This is a genomic window from Allopusillimonas ginsengisoli, assembly GCF_004153455.1.
GTDB lineage: Bacteria > Pseudomonadota > Gammaproteobacteria > Burkholderiales > Burkholderiaceae_B > Allopusillimonas > Allopusillimonas ginsengisoli.
This window is the reverse complement of sequence record NZ_SDQE01000005.1, coordinates 168,097-182,557: the sequence shown is the minus strand read 5'-3', so window position 1 is coordinate 182,557 and position 14,461 is coordinate 168,097. Positions and strand designations below refer to the sequence as shown.

The following is a 14,461-nucleotide window of genomic DNA, read 5'->3' as shown; positions in this document are numbered from 1 at the left end:
TCCATATGGTGGCAGGTTCGGGCGTGAGATATCTTGAATGCCTGCCAGTGTGCAATATTTATTAATCGTTTACTCATGGCGCAAACACATAATGGTTTCCGAGTGGCCGCGATACAGACAGTATCTTCCACCAGTCTGGAGGATAATCTGACGCAAGCAGAAGCGCTTATTGCGCAAGCCGCGCAGGCTGGGGCAGGTTTGCTTGCCTTGCCCGAGTATTTCTGTTTCATGGGCCATCACGATATTGACAAGCTGGCGCTGAAGGAACGGCCCGGCGAAGGTCGCATTCAGGATTTTCTGTCTGGGCAGGCGCGTCGTCATGGCGTCTGGCTGGTGGGCGGGACGCTGCCATTGGAGAGCCCCGATGCCGATCGAATCTATAACGCTTGCCTGGTTTACGACCCGTCGGGTGCGCAGGTGGCTCGCTACGACAAAATCCACCTTTTCGGCTTCAGAAAGGGAGACGAATCGTACGATGAATCCATTTCGATCAGGCCCGGAGAGAATAATCCCCAGTTATTCGACGCGCCTTGTGGAAAGGTTGGCATTTCCGTTTGCTACGATTTGCGTTTTCCGGAGTACTTTCGTGCGCTGGGAGATGTTAGCCTGATTATCCTGCCAGCCGCATTTACATATACCACCGGCTCGGCTCACTGGGAAACCTTGCTGCGGGCGCGTGCAATCGAAAACCAGTGCTATGTGCTGGCCAGCGCCCAGGGAGGCAAGCACGAAAATGGACGCCGTACCTGGGGGCATTCAATGCTGATAGACCCTTGGGGGGAAATCATTGATGTAAAGCCCGAAGGCCCTGGGTTTGCCATCGGCGATATTAATCCTGACCGTATTGCTTCGGTTCGTGCGTCCCTGCCAGCGTTGGCGCATCGGACCATGTAATTCATTATTAGTCAGCCTGGAACAAACCACGTTGTCTGTTCCGGACGGGCTGTTTTTTTACTGTATATCACATAATTTATGAAACCTGTTGATCCTTCGATCCAATCACTTGCCACGGCAAAAACGCTGCTGCTCGATCCCTGGGGGCTGACCGAAGCCCACATGGCTCGCGCCATCGGCGCAATTTTCACGCACAAAGTTGATTATGCCGACCTCTATTTTCAGTACACGCGCAGCGAAAGCTGGAGTCTGGAAGAGGGTATTGTCAAAACGGGCAGCTTCTCGATTGAGCAGGGCGTCGGGGTGCGCGCGCTCAGCGGCGAGAAAACGGCTTTTGCCTATTCCGATAGCCTGTCGCCTGAGGCGCTCATGTCTTCGGCTGAAGTGGTGCGCACTATCGCCAGGCGTGGCGCCGGCCGCCAGAAGGTAAACAGCAAAGAGCCGCGGGCTCGTGAGAGTTTGTATCCGGCCCTGGATCCTGTTGCGACGCTTTCTGCGCCCGACAAGGTTGCGTTGTTGGGCCGCATCGAGGCGATGGCCCGTTCTGCGGATCCGCATATTATTCAGGTGATGGCGGGGCTTGGGGCCGAATACGATGTGATTATGGTAGCCGGCAGTGACGGGCGTCTTGCCGCAGATATTCGCCCGCTGGTTCGGCTGTCCTTGACGGTTATTGCCGAGCGCAATGGCCGCCGCGAAGTGGGTTCCGCAGGTGGCGGGGGGCGCAGTGGCCTAGCATATTTCACGGACGATATTCTGCGTTCGTATGTACAGAGAGCGGTGCACGAGGCACTGACCAATCTAGAGTCCCGTCCTGCGCCCGCTGGGGAAATGACGGTAGTGCTGGGGGCGGGATGGCCTGGCATTCTGCTGCATGAGGCGGTAGGGCATGGGCTTGAGGGAGACTTCAATCGCAAGGGATCCAGTGTATTTTCCGGCCGTATCGGCGAACGTGTCGCTTCCCGAGGCGTGACAGTGGTGGACGATGGCACAATTGCCGACCGCCGCGGATCGCTCAATATCGACGACGAGGGCACGCCCACGCAGCGCAATGTGTTGATTGAAGATGGCATCCTCAAGGGGTATATGCAGGATTCGCTGAATGCGCGGCTAATGAAAATGCCAGTGACAGGTAATGGTCGACGCGAATCCTACGCGCATCTGCCCATGCCCCGAATGACCAACACCTATATGTTGGCGGGCGACATGCCTTCCGAAGAAATCATCAGGTCCGTCAAGAAGGGGTTGTATGCCGCCAATTTCGGGGGTGGCCAAGTAGATATCACCAGCGGCAAGTTTGTGTTTTCGGCCTCTGAGGCCTATATGATCGAAAACGGAACAATTACGTATCCCGTCAAGGGGGCGACATTGATAGGCAATGGCCCCGACGCCATGAATACAGTCAGCATGATAGGCAATGATTTGCAACTGGATTCTGGTGTCGGCACGTGCGGAAAAGAAGGGCAAAGCGTGCCGGTCGGCGTCGGCATGCCCACGGTGCGGATGGACGGTCTGACCGTGGGCGGCACGGCCTGACATCCGCCGTTCGCGCACTGCAGGATTTGGCTATGGATCAAATCTCAGGTGCTGACTGGTGAGCGCTGGGTGAGGCACGGCCAGGCGTCGTGCCAGCGCAGTTCGTTTATCCGGTTATTCGTTGCGGCGCCTTGTTACGGCGCCGCTTTCTTTATACCTGAAACCGTATTGTTGGCTTGACATAATTTGTTCGCGAGCTTATGATTTCAGTAGAAATCAATTTGATTGAATTGTTTTTATACAATTTTATTTACCTATGACCACGCAATTGACTCCGCAACAGTACGACCTGCGAATTCTTCGCGCCCTGCGCCGCATAACGCGGTCTGTCGCGCTGCATTCGCGGCAGTTGGCTGCCTGCAGCAATATCACGGCACCGCAGCTGGTGTGCTTGCGCGCGGTTATCGACCATGGTCCGCTCACCGCGACGGCAATCAGCCGTGAAATACACGTGAGCGCCAGCACGGTGGTCGGCATACTCGATCGGCTCGAAGACAAAGGCTTGATCAGGCGAGAGCGGGGCCGGGAAGACCGTCGCATTGTGTTTGTTACCGCGACGGACGAAGGGCGCCAGCTTGCCACCGATACGCCGTCGCCATTGCAGAAAAAGCTGTCGGATGCCCTGAATGCCTTGCCCGAGTCGGAGCAGGCCACGATTACCATGTCGCTTGAACGCATCGTTGACTTGATGGAGTCCGATGGCGTTGTGCCGGCCGAAGCGCCAGGCGAACAGGCTTCGCCGCTCCTGGATGTGCCCGTCACAAAGGGAGCGCTTCCTGAATCGGGATTGGTGGTGTGACGGATTGCACAGCAGAAACGTCCCTCACCCAGAACTCACCCACACTCGCGGATAACCGCAAGACTACCGGCGCGTGGATGCGCCAGCCGCGTAGAACAGACGGCGCAGGCATCCATCAGTTGATCTCCGAGTGTCCTCCACTCGACCTCAATTCCGTATACACCTATCTGCTTTTGAGCGAGCACTTCGCCGACACCAGTATTTTGGCCGGCGAAGGCGATCAGCTTGAAGGATTTATTTCTGGCTATCTCGTTCCGGAAAAACACGACACGCTGTTTATCTGGCAAGTCGCCGTACATGCCAACGCCCGTGGGAAAGGGCTGGGTAAACGTATGCTGTCGCAATTGCTGCAGCGTCCCAGCCTGGAACACGTACGCTACATCGAAACCACCGTCGGTCCGGACAATCTTGCCTCGCGAGGCATGTTCAACAGTCTGGCCCGCACCCTCAATGCCCCGGTTCTCGAAACGCCCCTGTTCGACCGCGCTTTATTTGGTCGGCATGGGCATGAAGATGAACCCTTGCTTCGTATCGGCCCATTCCAATCCCTGTAAACACAGGGCTGGAACTGGCCGGTAGTCTGAAACTTGAACGCTCGCGGCGCCGGAAGGGCCGTATAGCCGTCTCAATAGCGTTCACCAAAACAAGGAGAGAAAAGATGATGGACTTGAAAATATTTGACCGGATGGAGTCGGAAGTTAGGGGCTACGTCCGGTCGTTCCCGGTGGTGTTCAAGAAGGCCAGAGGCTCGATCCTGGTTGATGAGGCGAGCAAGGAATACATCGATTTTTTTAGTGGCGCAGGTACGCTCAACTACGGCCACAACAACCCCATCCTCAAAGATAGCCTGATTGACTATCTCAGCACTGATGGCGTGGTCCACGGCCTGGATATGGCAACCAGCGCCAAGAAGTTCTTTTTGGAAACCGTTGACCGCGTGCTGTTCAAGCCGCGCGACTGGAACTACACCTTGCAGTTTACCGGGCCTACCGGTACCAATGCGGTCGAGGCTGCGCTCAAGATTGCGCGCCAGGTCAAGGGCCGCCAGAATATCATCTCTTTCACACATGGTTTCCACGGGGTCAGCGGCGGATCGCTGGCGGTGACGGCCAATGCGAAATTCCGCAACGCTGCAGGCGTGGCGCTGGCCAACACAACGTTTATGCCATTCGATGGCTACCTCGGGCCAGACATCAATACCATGGCTTATCTGGAGCGGATGCTCGACGATCCCAGCAGCGGGCTGGATCACCCTGCTGCAGTGATTGTGGAAACCGTGCAGGGCGAGGGCGGCGTGAATGTCGCAACCCAACGTTGGCTGAAGGAGCTCCAAAAACTTTGTCGCAAGCACGACATGCTGCTGATTGTGGATGACATCCAGGTCGGTTGCGGTCGGACAGGCAATTTCTTTAGTTTCGAATGCGCTGGCATCGAGCCTGACATTATTACGTTGTCCAAGTCTCTCTCCGGCTTCGGACTGCCCATGTCGCTCGTGCTGATGAAGCCCGAACTGGATATCTGGAAACCTGGCGAGCACAGCGGCACGTTTCGTGGCAACAATCTGGCATTCGTCACGGCGTCGCAAGCGCTTAACAGCTATTGGGCTGACGACAGCTTTGCGGGAGAAACTGCCCGCAAGGAACGCATTGTGCGTGACTGGCTGGAGAACCTGGTGCACAGCTACCCCATGGCGGGGCTCAGCGTGCGCGGGCGCGGTCTGATACAGGGCCTGGTGACGCCTGCCGATGACGATCTGGCCAATCAGTTTGCACGTCGGTGCTTCGAGCACGGTGTGGTGATCGAAACGTCTGGCGCCAACGATGAAGTGCTCAAGCTTCTGCCGGCGTTGACCATTGAAGATGAGTTGCTGGAGCGCGGGCTTGGGGTCATTGAGCGCAGCGTTGCAGAAGTTTTGGCAGAGAAGGGCGTCAGGGCCCGTGTATTGAAGTTTGGAGGACAAGCACGATGATCGTAAGGAACGTCAAGGATGTCATTGGCACCGATCAGGAAGTGAAGACGGAAAACTGGCTGAGCCGTCGGGTTTTGCTCAAAAAAGACGGCATGGGCTTTTCATTTCATGAAACCGTCATTTTTCCCGGTACGGAAACCCATATCCATTACCAGAATCACCTTGAGGCGGTCTGGTGCGTGGAGGGTGATGGCGAGATCGAAACGATTGCCGATGGCAAGAAATACGCGTTGGGCCCAGGCGTTGTCTACGCACTGGACCAGAATGACGAACACTGGCTGCGTGGCGGCAAGGAGCCGCTGCGCGTGATTTGCGTGTTCAATCCGCCGCTGACCGGCTTTGAGGTGCACGATGCAGAAGGTGTTTACCCGCTAGAGTCGACCGCGGCCTGAATCAGTAAGGAGTAGCTATGACATCTACCGTAAAGGATTTGTACGCGTCGCGTACGGACAGGACGGCAGCCATCATTGCACGACAGGATCCAGTCGTTTATGCAGGCGGCACCTATGCCGATGCGCTTGATGCCGAACAACTTGCCGCCTACGAGCGCGACGGTTTTCTGTTGCTGGAAGACGTATTTACCGACAGCGAAGTCCAGGGGCTGCTGGATGAAATCAAGCGCATGAGCTCCGACAAGGCGATTACCAGCCTGGACGAGGCCATTACCGAACCTGGCAGTAATGCTGTGCGTTCCATCTTTCGTGTGCATGCGTTGAGCGACCTGATAGGCCAGCTGGCCTGCGATCCCCGTCTCATTCATGTGGCGCGGCAGATACTCGGTTCCGAGGTGTATATGCATCAATCGCGTGCCAACATGAAGCCCGGTTTCAAGGGCAAGGAGTTCTACTGGCATTCGGACTTTGAAACGTGGCACGTCGAAGATGGCATGCCAGGCATGCGGGCGTTGAGTTGCTCCGTGCTGCTGACGGATAACAACGACTGCAACGGGCCTTTGATGTTGGTTCCTGGCTCGCAGCAGCAGTTCATTTCGTGCCAGGGCCAGACGCCAGACAACCATTACAAGAAATCGCTGAAGAAGCAGGAGTATGGTGTGCCTGATCCGCTCAGCCTGCAGTTGCTGGTCGAGCAGGGCGGTATTCAGACGATGACAGCCAAGGCTGGATCAGTCGTGTTTTTCGACTGCAACACCATGCACGGTTCCAACAGCAATATTTCGCCATGGCCGCGCGCCAATGTTTTCATGGTTTACAACAGCATGGAGAACACGCTGGAGCCACCGAAATATGGCCTAAAGCCACGGCCGGAACACATTGCCACCCGCGAGCGTTTCGACCCGCTGGTGCCGCTGGAGGTTGCGGCGACGGCGGCGGCGGATTAAGACCACTGGAACGTGCGCTGCTTCAGATCTTGAGCAGCGCAGAGCCTGGCGGTTCCGAAAGGGCGGCCCCATGCGTGGGGCCGCTTGTTTTTTCTGACCTGTTTATTCGGGGCTGATGAACGCTTTCAGGAATTCGCGCGTGCGCTCTTCGCGGGGATGAACCATCACTTGTTCCGGTGGTCCTTCTTCCACGATCTTGCCCTTGTCGAAAAAGCAGACGCGATCCGATATCTGTTTGGCGAATTGCATTTCGTGAGTGACCAGCAGCATGGTCAGGTCGTGTTCACCTGCAAGGCGCTGGATAACATTCAGTACTTCGCCAACCAGTTCTGGATCCAGTGCGGATGTCGGTTCGTCGAACAGCATGATGTTGGGCCGCATGGCGAGAGCGCGGGCAATGGCAACCCGCTGCTGCTGGCCGCCGGAGAGTTGGCTGGGGAATTTGTCGGCCTGGTCCGACAGGCCGACCAGCTCAAGATACTCTTCAGCGCGCTCGGCCGCCTTTTCCTTGGACAGCCCCAATACGTGCACAGGCGCTTCGGTAATATTGCGACGCACAGTCATGTGAGGGAACAGATTGAACTGCTGGAACACCATGCCCATCTCCTTGCGCATGGCGCGCAGGTGCTCTTCGCTGGCTGGCACAAGGTCCCCATTGCGCTCTTCGTGCCAGAGAGGCTTGCCGGCTACGTAAATGACACCCTCGTTAATGTTTTCCAGTGTCATCAAAATGCGAAGCACCGTGGATTTGCCCGACCCGGAAGGTCCGATAATGGTGACTTTTTCGCCTTTGCGCACCTGAAAATCGAGCTCATCCAGCACCGTGATTTCGCCAAAGCGCTTCACGACTTTTTCGAAGGTAATGATGGATTCGTTCATTTCAGCGGTATTCCTTGCTTGGGCAGGCGGCGGTCCAGGTAGCGCACGGCGCCGGAGGCCACGAGCGTCATTATCAGATAGAGTCCGCCCACCATGGAAAGCGGGATCAGGTAATTGAAGGTTCGATCACCAATGATTTTGGCGACATTGAGCATTTCCAGCACAGAGACGACCGACAGCACGGGTACGTCTTTCATGATGGACACCAGGTAATTACCCATGGCTGGGATAATGCGCGGAATAGCCTGCGGCACAATAATGATGCCAAACTGCCGCAGGGGGGAAAGGTCCAGTGCGCGAGCGGCCTCGGTTTGCCCGTGCGCCACCGATTCGATGCCGGCGCGATAGACCTCTGACAGGTAGGCGCTGTACTGCACGCCCAGCGCCAGCGCGCCAGTGAGAAACGCGGGCAGCACGATGCCGTATTCGGGCAGTACGTAGTATAGAAAGAACAACTGAACCAGCAAGGGCGTGTCGCGCAGGAATTCAGTAATGAGTCGGGCGGGCCACGAAATGATACGCAGGCGCGCTGACTTGAGTGCGGCCAATATCAGTCCGAGGATGGCGGCCACAAAGAAGCCAACCACCGTGGCCTGTATGGTGATCACCAGGCCTTTGAGAAGAATGGGAAAAATTGACGTGGCAAAAAGCCAGTTGGAGGCGGTGTTCCACTCTATGCCGAACAACATGTCAGGCCCTCCCCGCGCGCCAGCGCCCAACTGAGCGCTCCAGCAGCTTCATGAAGGCGGTAAGCACCAGCGCCATGCCAAAATACATGAACAGCAGCATGGTATAGATCGTGACACTGTCCTGCGTGAAATTGCGAATCTGCTCCGCTCTGAACGCAAGGTCGCCGAGACTGATCAGGGACACCAACGCTGTATCTTTCAGATTCTGTATGGCGAGATTGCCAAAGCTAGGCATCATTTCGGGAATGGCCTGCGGCAGCGAGATGCGCCACAACACTTGGCGTGGCGTGAAATCAAGTGCTTTTGCTGCCTCGTGCTGGGAAGGTGGCACCGCTTGTATGGCGCCTCGCACAACCTCCGCGCCGTACGCGCCGATATTCAGGCCCAGCGCCAATGTTCCTGCAACGACAGGCGGCAGGCGAAGATCCACGCCAATTTGCTGGCCGAGAACCGGCAGCGCGAAATACAGCCAGAACAATTGCACCAGCAAGGAAGTGCCGCGAAAAACTTCAATAAAAGCAATCGACAACCCCTTGGCAATCCAGTTGTGCGAAAGCTTGCCTATGCCAAAGACAAACGAAGCAATGGCGCCCAGAATTGTCGAGTAAATGGTGAGCTGCACCGTAACCCAGGCGCCTTCCATCAGCGGCTTGCTGTAGCTTATCCAATCCATCAGGGAAATTTCCTGGTTGACGGCGGGATGCCCTCGCGCCATCCCGATCCCATGGACTCACCGCCCATGGCGGCCGGCCGGCGCGTGTTGGTGGGCATGGCGAAGGGCTTTACTCCTTGCAGAGCTGCTCCGTGGTTCGCGAGAACGATTCTTTTGCGTCGGTTTCGCTAAACCCATAGCCTGTCAGCATTTTCTCCCACTCAGGCGTTTTTTTGTATTTCGCCAGCTCTGCATTGACGGCGTCGCGCAAGTCCTCGGCATTCTTGCTGAAGGTGAACCCACCCCAACTGCGCGCTGGTTGGCCATCGATGACGGGATCTTTGAAATCCGCGGCTTCTTCAACCTTGTCGCTTTTGCTGGCCAACTGGTTGACGGTCAGGCTGGTGGCGGCATAGGCGCTTGCGCGGCCGGTGGAAACGGTGGAAATTGCATCGGCATTATTTGAGATTGTGACCATGCGGTCACCCGGCACGCCCAGCGCCTGCAGCATTTCGAGCTGGTCGGCACCCGCCATGATGGCGATCTTCTTGTCGTTGTCGGCAAAATCCTCATAGGTGTGGACATCGTCTGGATTGTCCTTGGCCACGAGCAAGCCTTCACCATAGGAGCTGTTCGGTTCGGAAAACAGCACTTCCTTGCAGCGCTGAGGCAGAATCGCCATTTCCGCGGCAACCATATCAAAGCGATTGGCGCTGAGGCCGGGAATAAGCGAGCCGAAATTGGTTGTTACCCATTCGATTTTCTTGATTCCCAACTGCTCCATGATGTGTTTGGCGGTGTCCGGACCGGGACCTTTGGCAGTGCCATCCATATCCATATAGCCGTAGGGAATCTCGTTCGCCACGGCGATACGGACGACGCCCCTGTCTTTGATTTCTTGCAGTGTGGCTGCGCCTGCGTGGGCGGAAACGCCTCCGACAGCAAAGGCGGCGAGGGCGAGGAGGGTAGTTCTGCGGAACTTGTTCATCAGTGTCCTTCCTTTTTCTGTAATGGGCTGCATGATACGTGGTGACCTGGCTGCAAGCCTCAAATGCCAAGAGGCCGGTGACGTTGACATAACGGACGATACATACGCCAATGATCATTAGCCACGAAATGGTAACGAGGAAAATCATACACTACATAATAATTTGAGTTCAAATCGATTTTTCCTTATATCGCGGGCAGATAAACGCAATTATCGACACGTAAAAATCAATTGCATAAATTGGATAATCCGCGGCCCGCTGGTAAATATGCCGCTACACGATTGTTTTTCCAGCAAGTTTCAGACCTGTTGCGCCGTGACTGCAAAGATGAATATCACGGCAAGGCTGGAAAACCGTCGCTGGATTATTGGCGTATTGTTATAAGCTGCGTTGCAGATCAGGGAATTCCTCTTGGCAAACAGCGGATTCCTGTGCTAGGATTTGCTGACTATGTACAACGCCGTCCCATTTTTCTTTTTTTATTTTGCTTTTCCGAAACCGCTGGTGGAGGAAGGGAAGCGTCGTACGCAGTAAAAAAGCAAGATTCCCAAAAAGCCGCCAGCTTCGCTAGGCGGCTTTTTTGTTCCGCGCGCTGGCTGGTAACACACTCTGGAGTTAAATCGTGTCGCACAACACTGATGATTTACGAATTCGCGAAATCAAAGAACTAAGCCCTCCCGCCCATGTCATGCGCGAATTTCCATGCACCACGGAAATTTCCACGACTGTTCATGACACGCGCCGCGCCGTGCATCACATCCTCGAAGGCAAGGATGATCGTCTGGTGGTTGTCGTAGGGCCATGTTCCATTCATAACCCGGCAGCCGCGCTCGATTACGCACGTCATTTAGTCGTGCAGCGCGAACGCTTCAAGGGCGAACTCGAGATCATCATGCGGGTGTATTTCGAGAAACCTCGCACGACAGTGGGCTGGAAGGGCTTGATCAACGATCCGGGGCTGGACGGCAGTTTCAATATCAATCAGGGCCTGCGCACGGCCCGCGAAGTGCTTATCGACGTCAACGCACTGGGGTTGCCCGCGGGTTGTGAGTTTCTCGATATGATCACGCCGCAATATATTGCGGATCTGGTATCTTGGGGCGCGATTGGCGCTCGCACAACCGAAAGCCAGGTGCACCGAGAGCTGGCGTCGGGGCTTTCTTGCCCGGTCGGCTTCAAAAACGGAACCGACGGCAATACAAAAATAGCCATTGATGCCATCAAGGCGGCTTCCCAGCCGCATCATTTCCTGTCTGTGACCAAGGGTGGCCATTCTGCCATTGTGTCCACGGTTGGCAATAATGACTGCCATATCATTCTGCGTGGCGGCAAAACGCCCAACTACGATGCCGCCAACGTAGACGCTGCCTGCCAGTTGCTAACCAAATCTGGCCTGAATCCGCGCATCATGGTGGATGCCAGCCATGCCAACAGCAACAAAGATTACCGGAATCAGCCTTTGGTGCTGGAAGATATTTCTTCGCAGCTCGAAGCGGGCAGCCAATGCTTGTTTGGTGTCATGATAGAAAGCCATCTCGTCGATGGGCGGCAGGACCTGGTGGCCGGACAGCCGCTTGCCTACGGGCAGAGTATTACCGATGGCTGTATCGGTTGGGATTCGACCGTTCAGGTGCTCGAACGCCTGGCGCTGGCAGTACGGAATCGACGTCAGGCGTGCGCGCAATCAGCAAATGTCCTGATCGGCACAACCGCCTGAAAGGCGTTACCATCGCCTTGGGGGCTAATCCCCCTGCAAAAGGAGATTACAAATGAATGCCCCCGCTCATGTGCAAAGCCTGCGTCGGGAAATTCCCCCAGGCTTTCTGGATGCGCTGGCAAACCAATTCGGCGACCGTTTTTCGACGGCCGGGGCCGTCTGTGAGCATCACGGCCGAGATGAGTCCCCCTATCCCCCCATGGTGCCGGATGGTGTCGTTTTTGCCCAGAGCACGGAAGACGTCGTCTGGGTGGCGCGTCATTGCCATCAGCATAGCGTCCCGCTGATCCCCTATGGCGCGGGATCTTCACTCGAGGGGCATTTGCTGGCCGTGCAGGGCGGGATCAGCCTGGATGTGTCCGGCATGAACCAGGTCGTCGCAGTCAACGACGAGGATTTCACCGCGACGGTGCAGGCGGGGGTTACCCGCAAGCAGCTCAACGAGGAAATCCGCAATACAGGCCTTTTCTTTCCTATCGATCCGGGGGCGGATGCCAGCCTGGGCGGCATGGCCGCCACCCGCGCTTCTGGCACCAATGCGGTTCGCTACGGCACCATGCGCGAAAACGTCATGTCCCTCAAAGTTGTGACGGCAGACGGACGGGTCATTGAAACCGCGAACCGGGCTCGCAAGTCATCGGCTGGTTACGATTTGACCCGCATCTTTGTCGGGTGCGAAGGAACGCTGGGCATCATCACCGAGGTTACGGTACGTCTGTATCCCCAGCCAGAGGCGATTTCCGCGGCCATTTGCAACTTCCCCTCGCTGGATGCGGCCGTGCGCAGCGTAATCCAAATCATTCAAATGGGCGTGCCGGTTGCCCGGGTTGAGTTCATGGATGCCTGGGCGGTCAAGGCAACCAATGCCTACAGCAAGCTGTCGCTGACGGAATCCCCCCTCTTGTTGTTTGAGTTTCACGGCAGCGCGGCGGGGGTTCGCGAACAGGCCGAGGTTGTGCAGAGCATTACCCGCGATAACGGTGGCATGGATTTCGAGTGGGCGGATCAGCCCGAGGATCGCAGCCGTCTCTGGACAGCGCGGCACAATGCCTATTTTGCCGGCTTGCAATTGCGCCCCGGTTGCCGCTCCAGCACCACCGATGTCTGCGTGCCCATTTCCAGGCTGGCGGATTGCGTTTCCGAGACGGCGGCGGAACTCGATGCGGCCAGCTTCCCCTATACCATTGTTGGCCATGTCGGCGATGGCAATTTCCATGTATTGATGCTGCTCGACCCGAATAATCCTGCCGAATGGGAAGAATCCGAGCGCATCAATCGCCGTCTGGTCGAGCGTGCCATCGGCATGGATGGCACGTGTACCGGAGAACATGGCGTGGGGCTGCATAAAATGGAGTTCATGCTGGCAGAACATGGCCAGGATGCACTGGATTTGATGACTAGTCTTAAACAGGCCTTCGATCCCCATAACATACTCAACCCGGGAAAGATTATTCCTCCAGCCTGATTGTTCAACGCCCATCGGGTGTAGCGTAGAAGAGAGACAATGACTGAAACATTGATAAGTCCAGCGTTCCAGACAACGCCGGATTTTGCTGGCCTGCTGGGCAGGCTGCGCGCACATGTGCCTGCGCATTGCATTCTGTCAAAGGTTGAAGATACCAAGCCTTACGAATGCGATGGCCTTTCTCTATATCGCGCGGTGCCGCCTGTTGTCATTCTTCCCGAGAATGAAGCTCAGGTCGTTGCCGTGTTGCAGGCGTGCAAGGCCTTTAATATTCCTGTCGTGGCGCGCGGCGCAGGTACCGGTCTTTCGGGCGGCGCCATGCCGCATACGCAAGGTATTTTGCTCGGGCTGAGCAAACTTAACCAGATTCGAAAAATCGATCCCGATACGGCGACGGCCATCGTCGAGCCCGGCGTGCGCAATCTTGCGATTTCCGAGGCGGCAGCGCCCTACGGGCTGTATTACGCGCCAGACCCCTCCAGCCAGATCGCCTGTACGATCGGCGGCAATATTGCCGAGAATTCGGGCGGCGTGCATTGCCTGAAATACGGCTTGACCGTGCACAATGTACTGCGTGTGCGGGTCGTGACCATTGATGGGGATGTCGTCGAACTGGGATCCGAGGCGCCCGACAGCCCCGGGCTTGATTTGCTGGCAGCCTTCATAGGTTCGGAAGGCATGCTGGGCCTTGTCACCGAAGTGACGGTCAAGCTTATTCCCACGCCGGCGTGCGCACGCGTCATCATGGCCAGCTTTCCCAGCGTTGAATCGGCGGGCGCGGCTGTGGCCAATGTGATTGCTGCAGGCATCATTCCCGCGGGACTCGAAATGATGGACAAGCGGGCTGTGCATATGGTCGAGCCGTTCGTCAACGCTGGATACGACCTTGATGCGGATGCCTTGCTGCTATGCGAGTCCGACGGCACGGAGCAGGAGGTTGAGCACGAGATCGCCCGTATGGAAGCCGTGTTTCGCGCTGCCGGCGCCTCCCGTCTGCAGGTCTCGAGCAGTGAGCAGGAACGGCTTGCATTCTGGGCGGGCCGCAAGAATGCATTTCCCGCAGCGGGCCGCATTTCGCCCGACTACTATTGCATGGATGGTACGATTCCGCGGCGTCATCTTGCGCGTGTGCTCAATGCAATAGAAGAAATGGAGGATGAATTCGGTTTGCGTTGCGCCAACGTGTTTCACGCTGGCGATGGAAATCTGCACCCGCTGATACTGTTCGATTCCAACAAGCCGGGCGAGGTCGAGCGTGCCGAGAAGTTCGGGGCGGCCATCCTGGAGCTGTGTGTGCAGGTGGGCGGGACGATTACCGGCGAGCATGGCGTAGGCATCGAGAAAATCAATCAGATGTGTGTGCAGTTCTCCCGCCAGGAACTGGATTTCTTTCTGGCCTTCAAGCGGGCATTTGATCCCTATTGCCTGCTCAATCCAGAGAAAGTGGTACCGACGCTCGCACGCTGCGCCGAATACGGAAAAATGCACGTGCATGCCGGAGAAATCCGCTTTCCGGACCTGCCACGTTTCTAA

The 14,461-nt window shown here is 56.5% G+C and carries 15 protein-coding genes; 11 read left to right on the top strand and 4 right to left on the bottom strand.

Annotated features, from left to right (window positions below; all coding sequences use genetic code 11):
- Positions 1 to 75 precede the first annotated feature (75 nt).
- The 7 genes from ERE07_RS11960 to thpD all read left to right on the top strand — a co-directional run bounded on the left by ERE07_RS11960 (position 76) and on the right by thpD (position 6,537).
- Positions 76 to 894, top strand: coding sequence for a carbon-nitrogen hydrolase family protein (locus ERE07_RS11960; protein ID WP_130009055.1), 819 nt, complete (start codon positions 76 to 78; stop codon positions 892 to 894).
- Between the two features lie 78 nt (positions 895 to 972).
- Positions 973 to 2,430 (top strand): metalloprotease TldD, encoded by a 1,458-nt coding sequence (gene tldD / locus ERE07_RS11955; protein WP_130009054.1) that lies wholly within the window; start codon positions 973 to 975, stop codon positions 2,428 to 2,430.
- A 256-nt stretch (positions 2,431 to 2,686) separates the two neighbouring features.
- The gene (locus ERE07_RS11950) at positions 2,687 to 3,229 is read left to right on the top strand and encodes a MarR family winged helix-turn-helix transcriptional regulator (RefSeq protein ID WP_130009053.1); all 543 of its coding nucleotides are present in this window, start codon (positions 2,687 to 2,689) and stop codon (positions 3,227 to 3,229) included.
- Positions 3,230 to 3,306: 77 nt separating this feature from the next.
- Complete coding sequence (gene ectA, locus ERE07_RS11945) at positions 3,307 to 3,783, top strand: diaminobutyrate acetyltransferase (RefSeq protein ID WP_130009105.1); 477 nt, start codon at positions 3,307 to 3,309, stop codon at positions 3,781 to 3,783.
- Positions 3,784 to 3,890: 107 nt separating this feature from the next.
- Entirely contained in the window at positions 3,891 to 5,198 is a 1,308-nt protein-coding gene (gene ectB, locus ERE07_RS11940) for a diaminobutyrate--2-oxoglutarate transaminase (RefSeq protein ID WP_130009103.1), read from the top strand.
- Entirely contained in the window at positions 5,195 to 5,590 is a 396-nt protein-coding gene (locus ERE07_RS11935; RefSeq protein ID WP_130009052.1) for an ectoine synthase, read from the top strand. The genes ectB and ERE07_RS11935 overlap by 4 nt, the downstream gene beginning before the upstream one ends.
- A 17-nt stretch (positions 5,591 to 5,607) precedes the next feature.
- Positions 5,608 to 6,537 carry an ectoine hydroxylase gene (gene thpD, locus ERE07_RS11930; protein WP_130009051.1) on the top strand — a complete coding sequence of 310 codons (930 nt, stop codon included), beginning with the start codon at positions 5,608 to 5,610 and terminating at the stop codon, positions 6,535 to 6,537.
- 102 nt (positions 6,538 to 6,639) lie between these two features.
- Here thpD and ehuA read toward each other — a convergent pair whose 3' ends face one another.
- The 4 genes from ehuA to ehuB all read right to left on the bottom strand — a co-directional run bounded on the left by ehuA (position 6,640) and on the right by ehuB (position 9,745).
- Positions 6,640 to 7,416, bottom strand: coding sequence for an ectoine/hydroxyectoine ABC transporter ATP-binding protein EhuA (gene ehuA / locus ERE07_RS11925; protein ID WP_130009050.1), 777 nt, complete (start codon positions 7,414 to 7,416; stop codon positions 6,640 to 6,642).
- Positions 7,413 to 8,105, bottom strand: coding sequence for an ectoine/hydroxyectoine ABC transporter permease subunit EhuD (gene ehuD / locus ERE07_RS11920; RefSeq protein ID WP_130009049.1), 693 nt, complete (start codon positions 8,103 to 8,105; stop codon positions 7,413 to 7,415). The genes ehuA and ehuD overlap by 4 nt, the downstream gene beginning before the upstream one ends.
- 1 nt (position 8,106) lies before the next feature.
- A complete protein-coding gene (ehuC, locus tag ERE07_RS11915; RefSeq protein WP_130009048.1) occupies positions 8,107 to 8,778 on the bottom strand; it encodes an ectoine/hydroxyectoine ABC transporter permease subunit EhuC in 672 nt (223 codons plus the stop codon).
- 109 nt (positions 8,779 to 8,887) lie between these two features.
- A complete protein-coding gene (gene ehuB / locus ERE07_RS11910; RefSeq protein ID WP_130009047.1) occupies positions 8,888 to 9,745 on the bottom strand; it encodes an ectoine/hydroxyectoine ABC transporter substrate-binding protein EhuB in 858 nt (285 codons plus the stop codon).
- A gap of 231 nt (positions 9,746 to 9,976) precedes the next feature.
- Here ehuB and ERE07_RS21695 point away from each other — a divergent pair, with 231 nt between their 5' ends.
- From ERE07_RS21695 to ERE07_RS11895, 4 genes are read left to right on the top strand one after another with little or no spacing between them, the layout of a single operon-like run.
- Entirely contained in the window at positions 9,977 to 10,417 is a 441-nt protein-coding gene (locus tag ERE07_RS21695) for a hypothetical protein (RefSeq protein WP_167670860.1), read from the top strand.
- Complete coding sequence (gene aroG, locus ERE07_RS11905; RefSeq protein WP_130009046.1) at positions 10,369 to 11,463, top strand: 3-deoxy-7-phosphoheptulonate synthase AroG; 1,095 nt, start codon at positions 10,369 to 10,371, stop codon at positions 11,461 to 11,463. Before ERE07_RS21695 ends, aroG begins: the two co-directional genes overlap by 49 nt.
- A 52-nt stretch (positions 11,464 to 11,515) precedes the next feature.
- The gene (locus ERE07_RS11900; RefSeq protein ID WP_130009045.1) at positions 11,516 to 12,928 is read left to right on the top strand and encodes an FAD-binding oxidoreductase; all 1,413 of its coding nucleotides are present in this window, start codon (positions 11,516 to 11,518) and stop codon (positions 12,926 to 12,928) included.
- 39 nt (positions 12,929 to 12,967) lie between these two features.
- Positions 12,968 to 14,461: an FAD-linked oxidase C-terminal domain-containing protein gene (locus ERE07_RS11895; protein WP_130009044.1), complete on the top strand. Its 1,494-nt coding sequence runs from the start codon at positions 12,968 to 12,970 to the stop codon at positions 14,459 to 14,461.

Excerpts from the sequence above, each read along its gene's own strand:
- ERE07_RS11960 (WP_130009055.1), top strand. The coding sequence starts at position 76 with ATGGCGCAAACACATAATGGTTTCCGAGTGGCCGCGATACAGACAGTA.
- tldD (WP_130009054.1), top strand. The coding sequence starts at position 973 with ATGAAACCTGTTGATCCTTCGATCCAATCACTTGCCACGGCAAAAACG.
- ERE07_RS11950 (WP_130009053.1), top strand. The coding sequence starts at position 2,687 with ATGACCACGCAATTGACTCCGCAACAGTACGACCTGCGAATTCTTCGC.
- ectA (WP_130009105.1), top strand. The coding sequence starts at position 3,307 with ATGCGCCAGCCGCGTAGAACAGACGGCGCAGGCATCCATCAGTTGATC.
- ectB (WP_130009103.1), top strand. The coding sequence starts at position 3,891 with ATGGACTTGAAAATATTTGACCGGATGGAGTCGGAAGTTAGGGGCTAC.
- ERE07_RS11935 (WP_130009052.1), top strand. The coding sequence starts at position 5,195 with ATGATCGTAAGGAACGTCAAGGATGTCATTGGCACCGATCAGGAAGTG.
- thpD (WP_130009051.1), top strand. The coding sequence starts at position 5,608 with ATGACATCTACCGTAAAGGATTTGTACGCGTCGCGTACGGACAGGACG.
- ehuA (WP_130009050.1), bottom strand. The coding sequence starts at position 7,416 with ATGAACGAATCCATCATTACCTTCGAAAAAGTCGTGAAGCGCTTTGGC.
- ehuD (WP_130009049.1), bottom strand. The coding sequence starts at position 8,105 with ATGTTGTTCGGCATAGAGTGGAACACCGCCTCCAACTGGCTTTTTGCC.
- ehuC (WP_130009048.1), bottom strand. The coding sequence starts at position 8,778 with ATGGATTGGATAAGCTACAGCAAGCCGCTGATGGAAGGCGCCTGGGTT.
- ehuB (WP_130009047.1), bottom strand. The coding sequence starts at position 9,745 with ATGAACAAGTTCCGCAGAACTACCCTCCTCGCCCTCGCCGCCTTTGCT.
- ERE07_RS11900 (WP_130009045.1), top strand. The coding sequence starts at position 11,516 with ATGAATGCCCCCGCTCATGTGCAAAGCCTGCGTCGGGAAATTCCCCCA.
- ERE07_RS11895 (WP_130009044.1), top strand. The coding sequence starts at position 12,968 with ATGACTGAAACATTGATAAGTCCAGCGTTCCAGACAACGCCGGATTTT.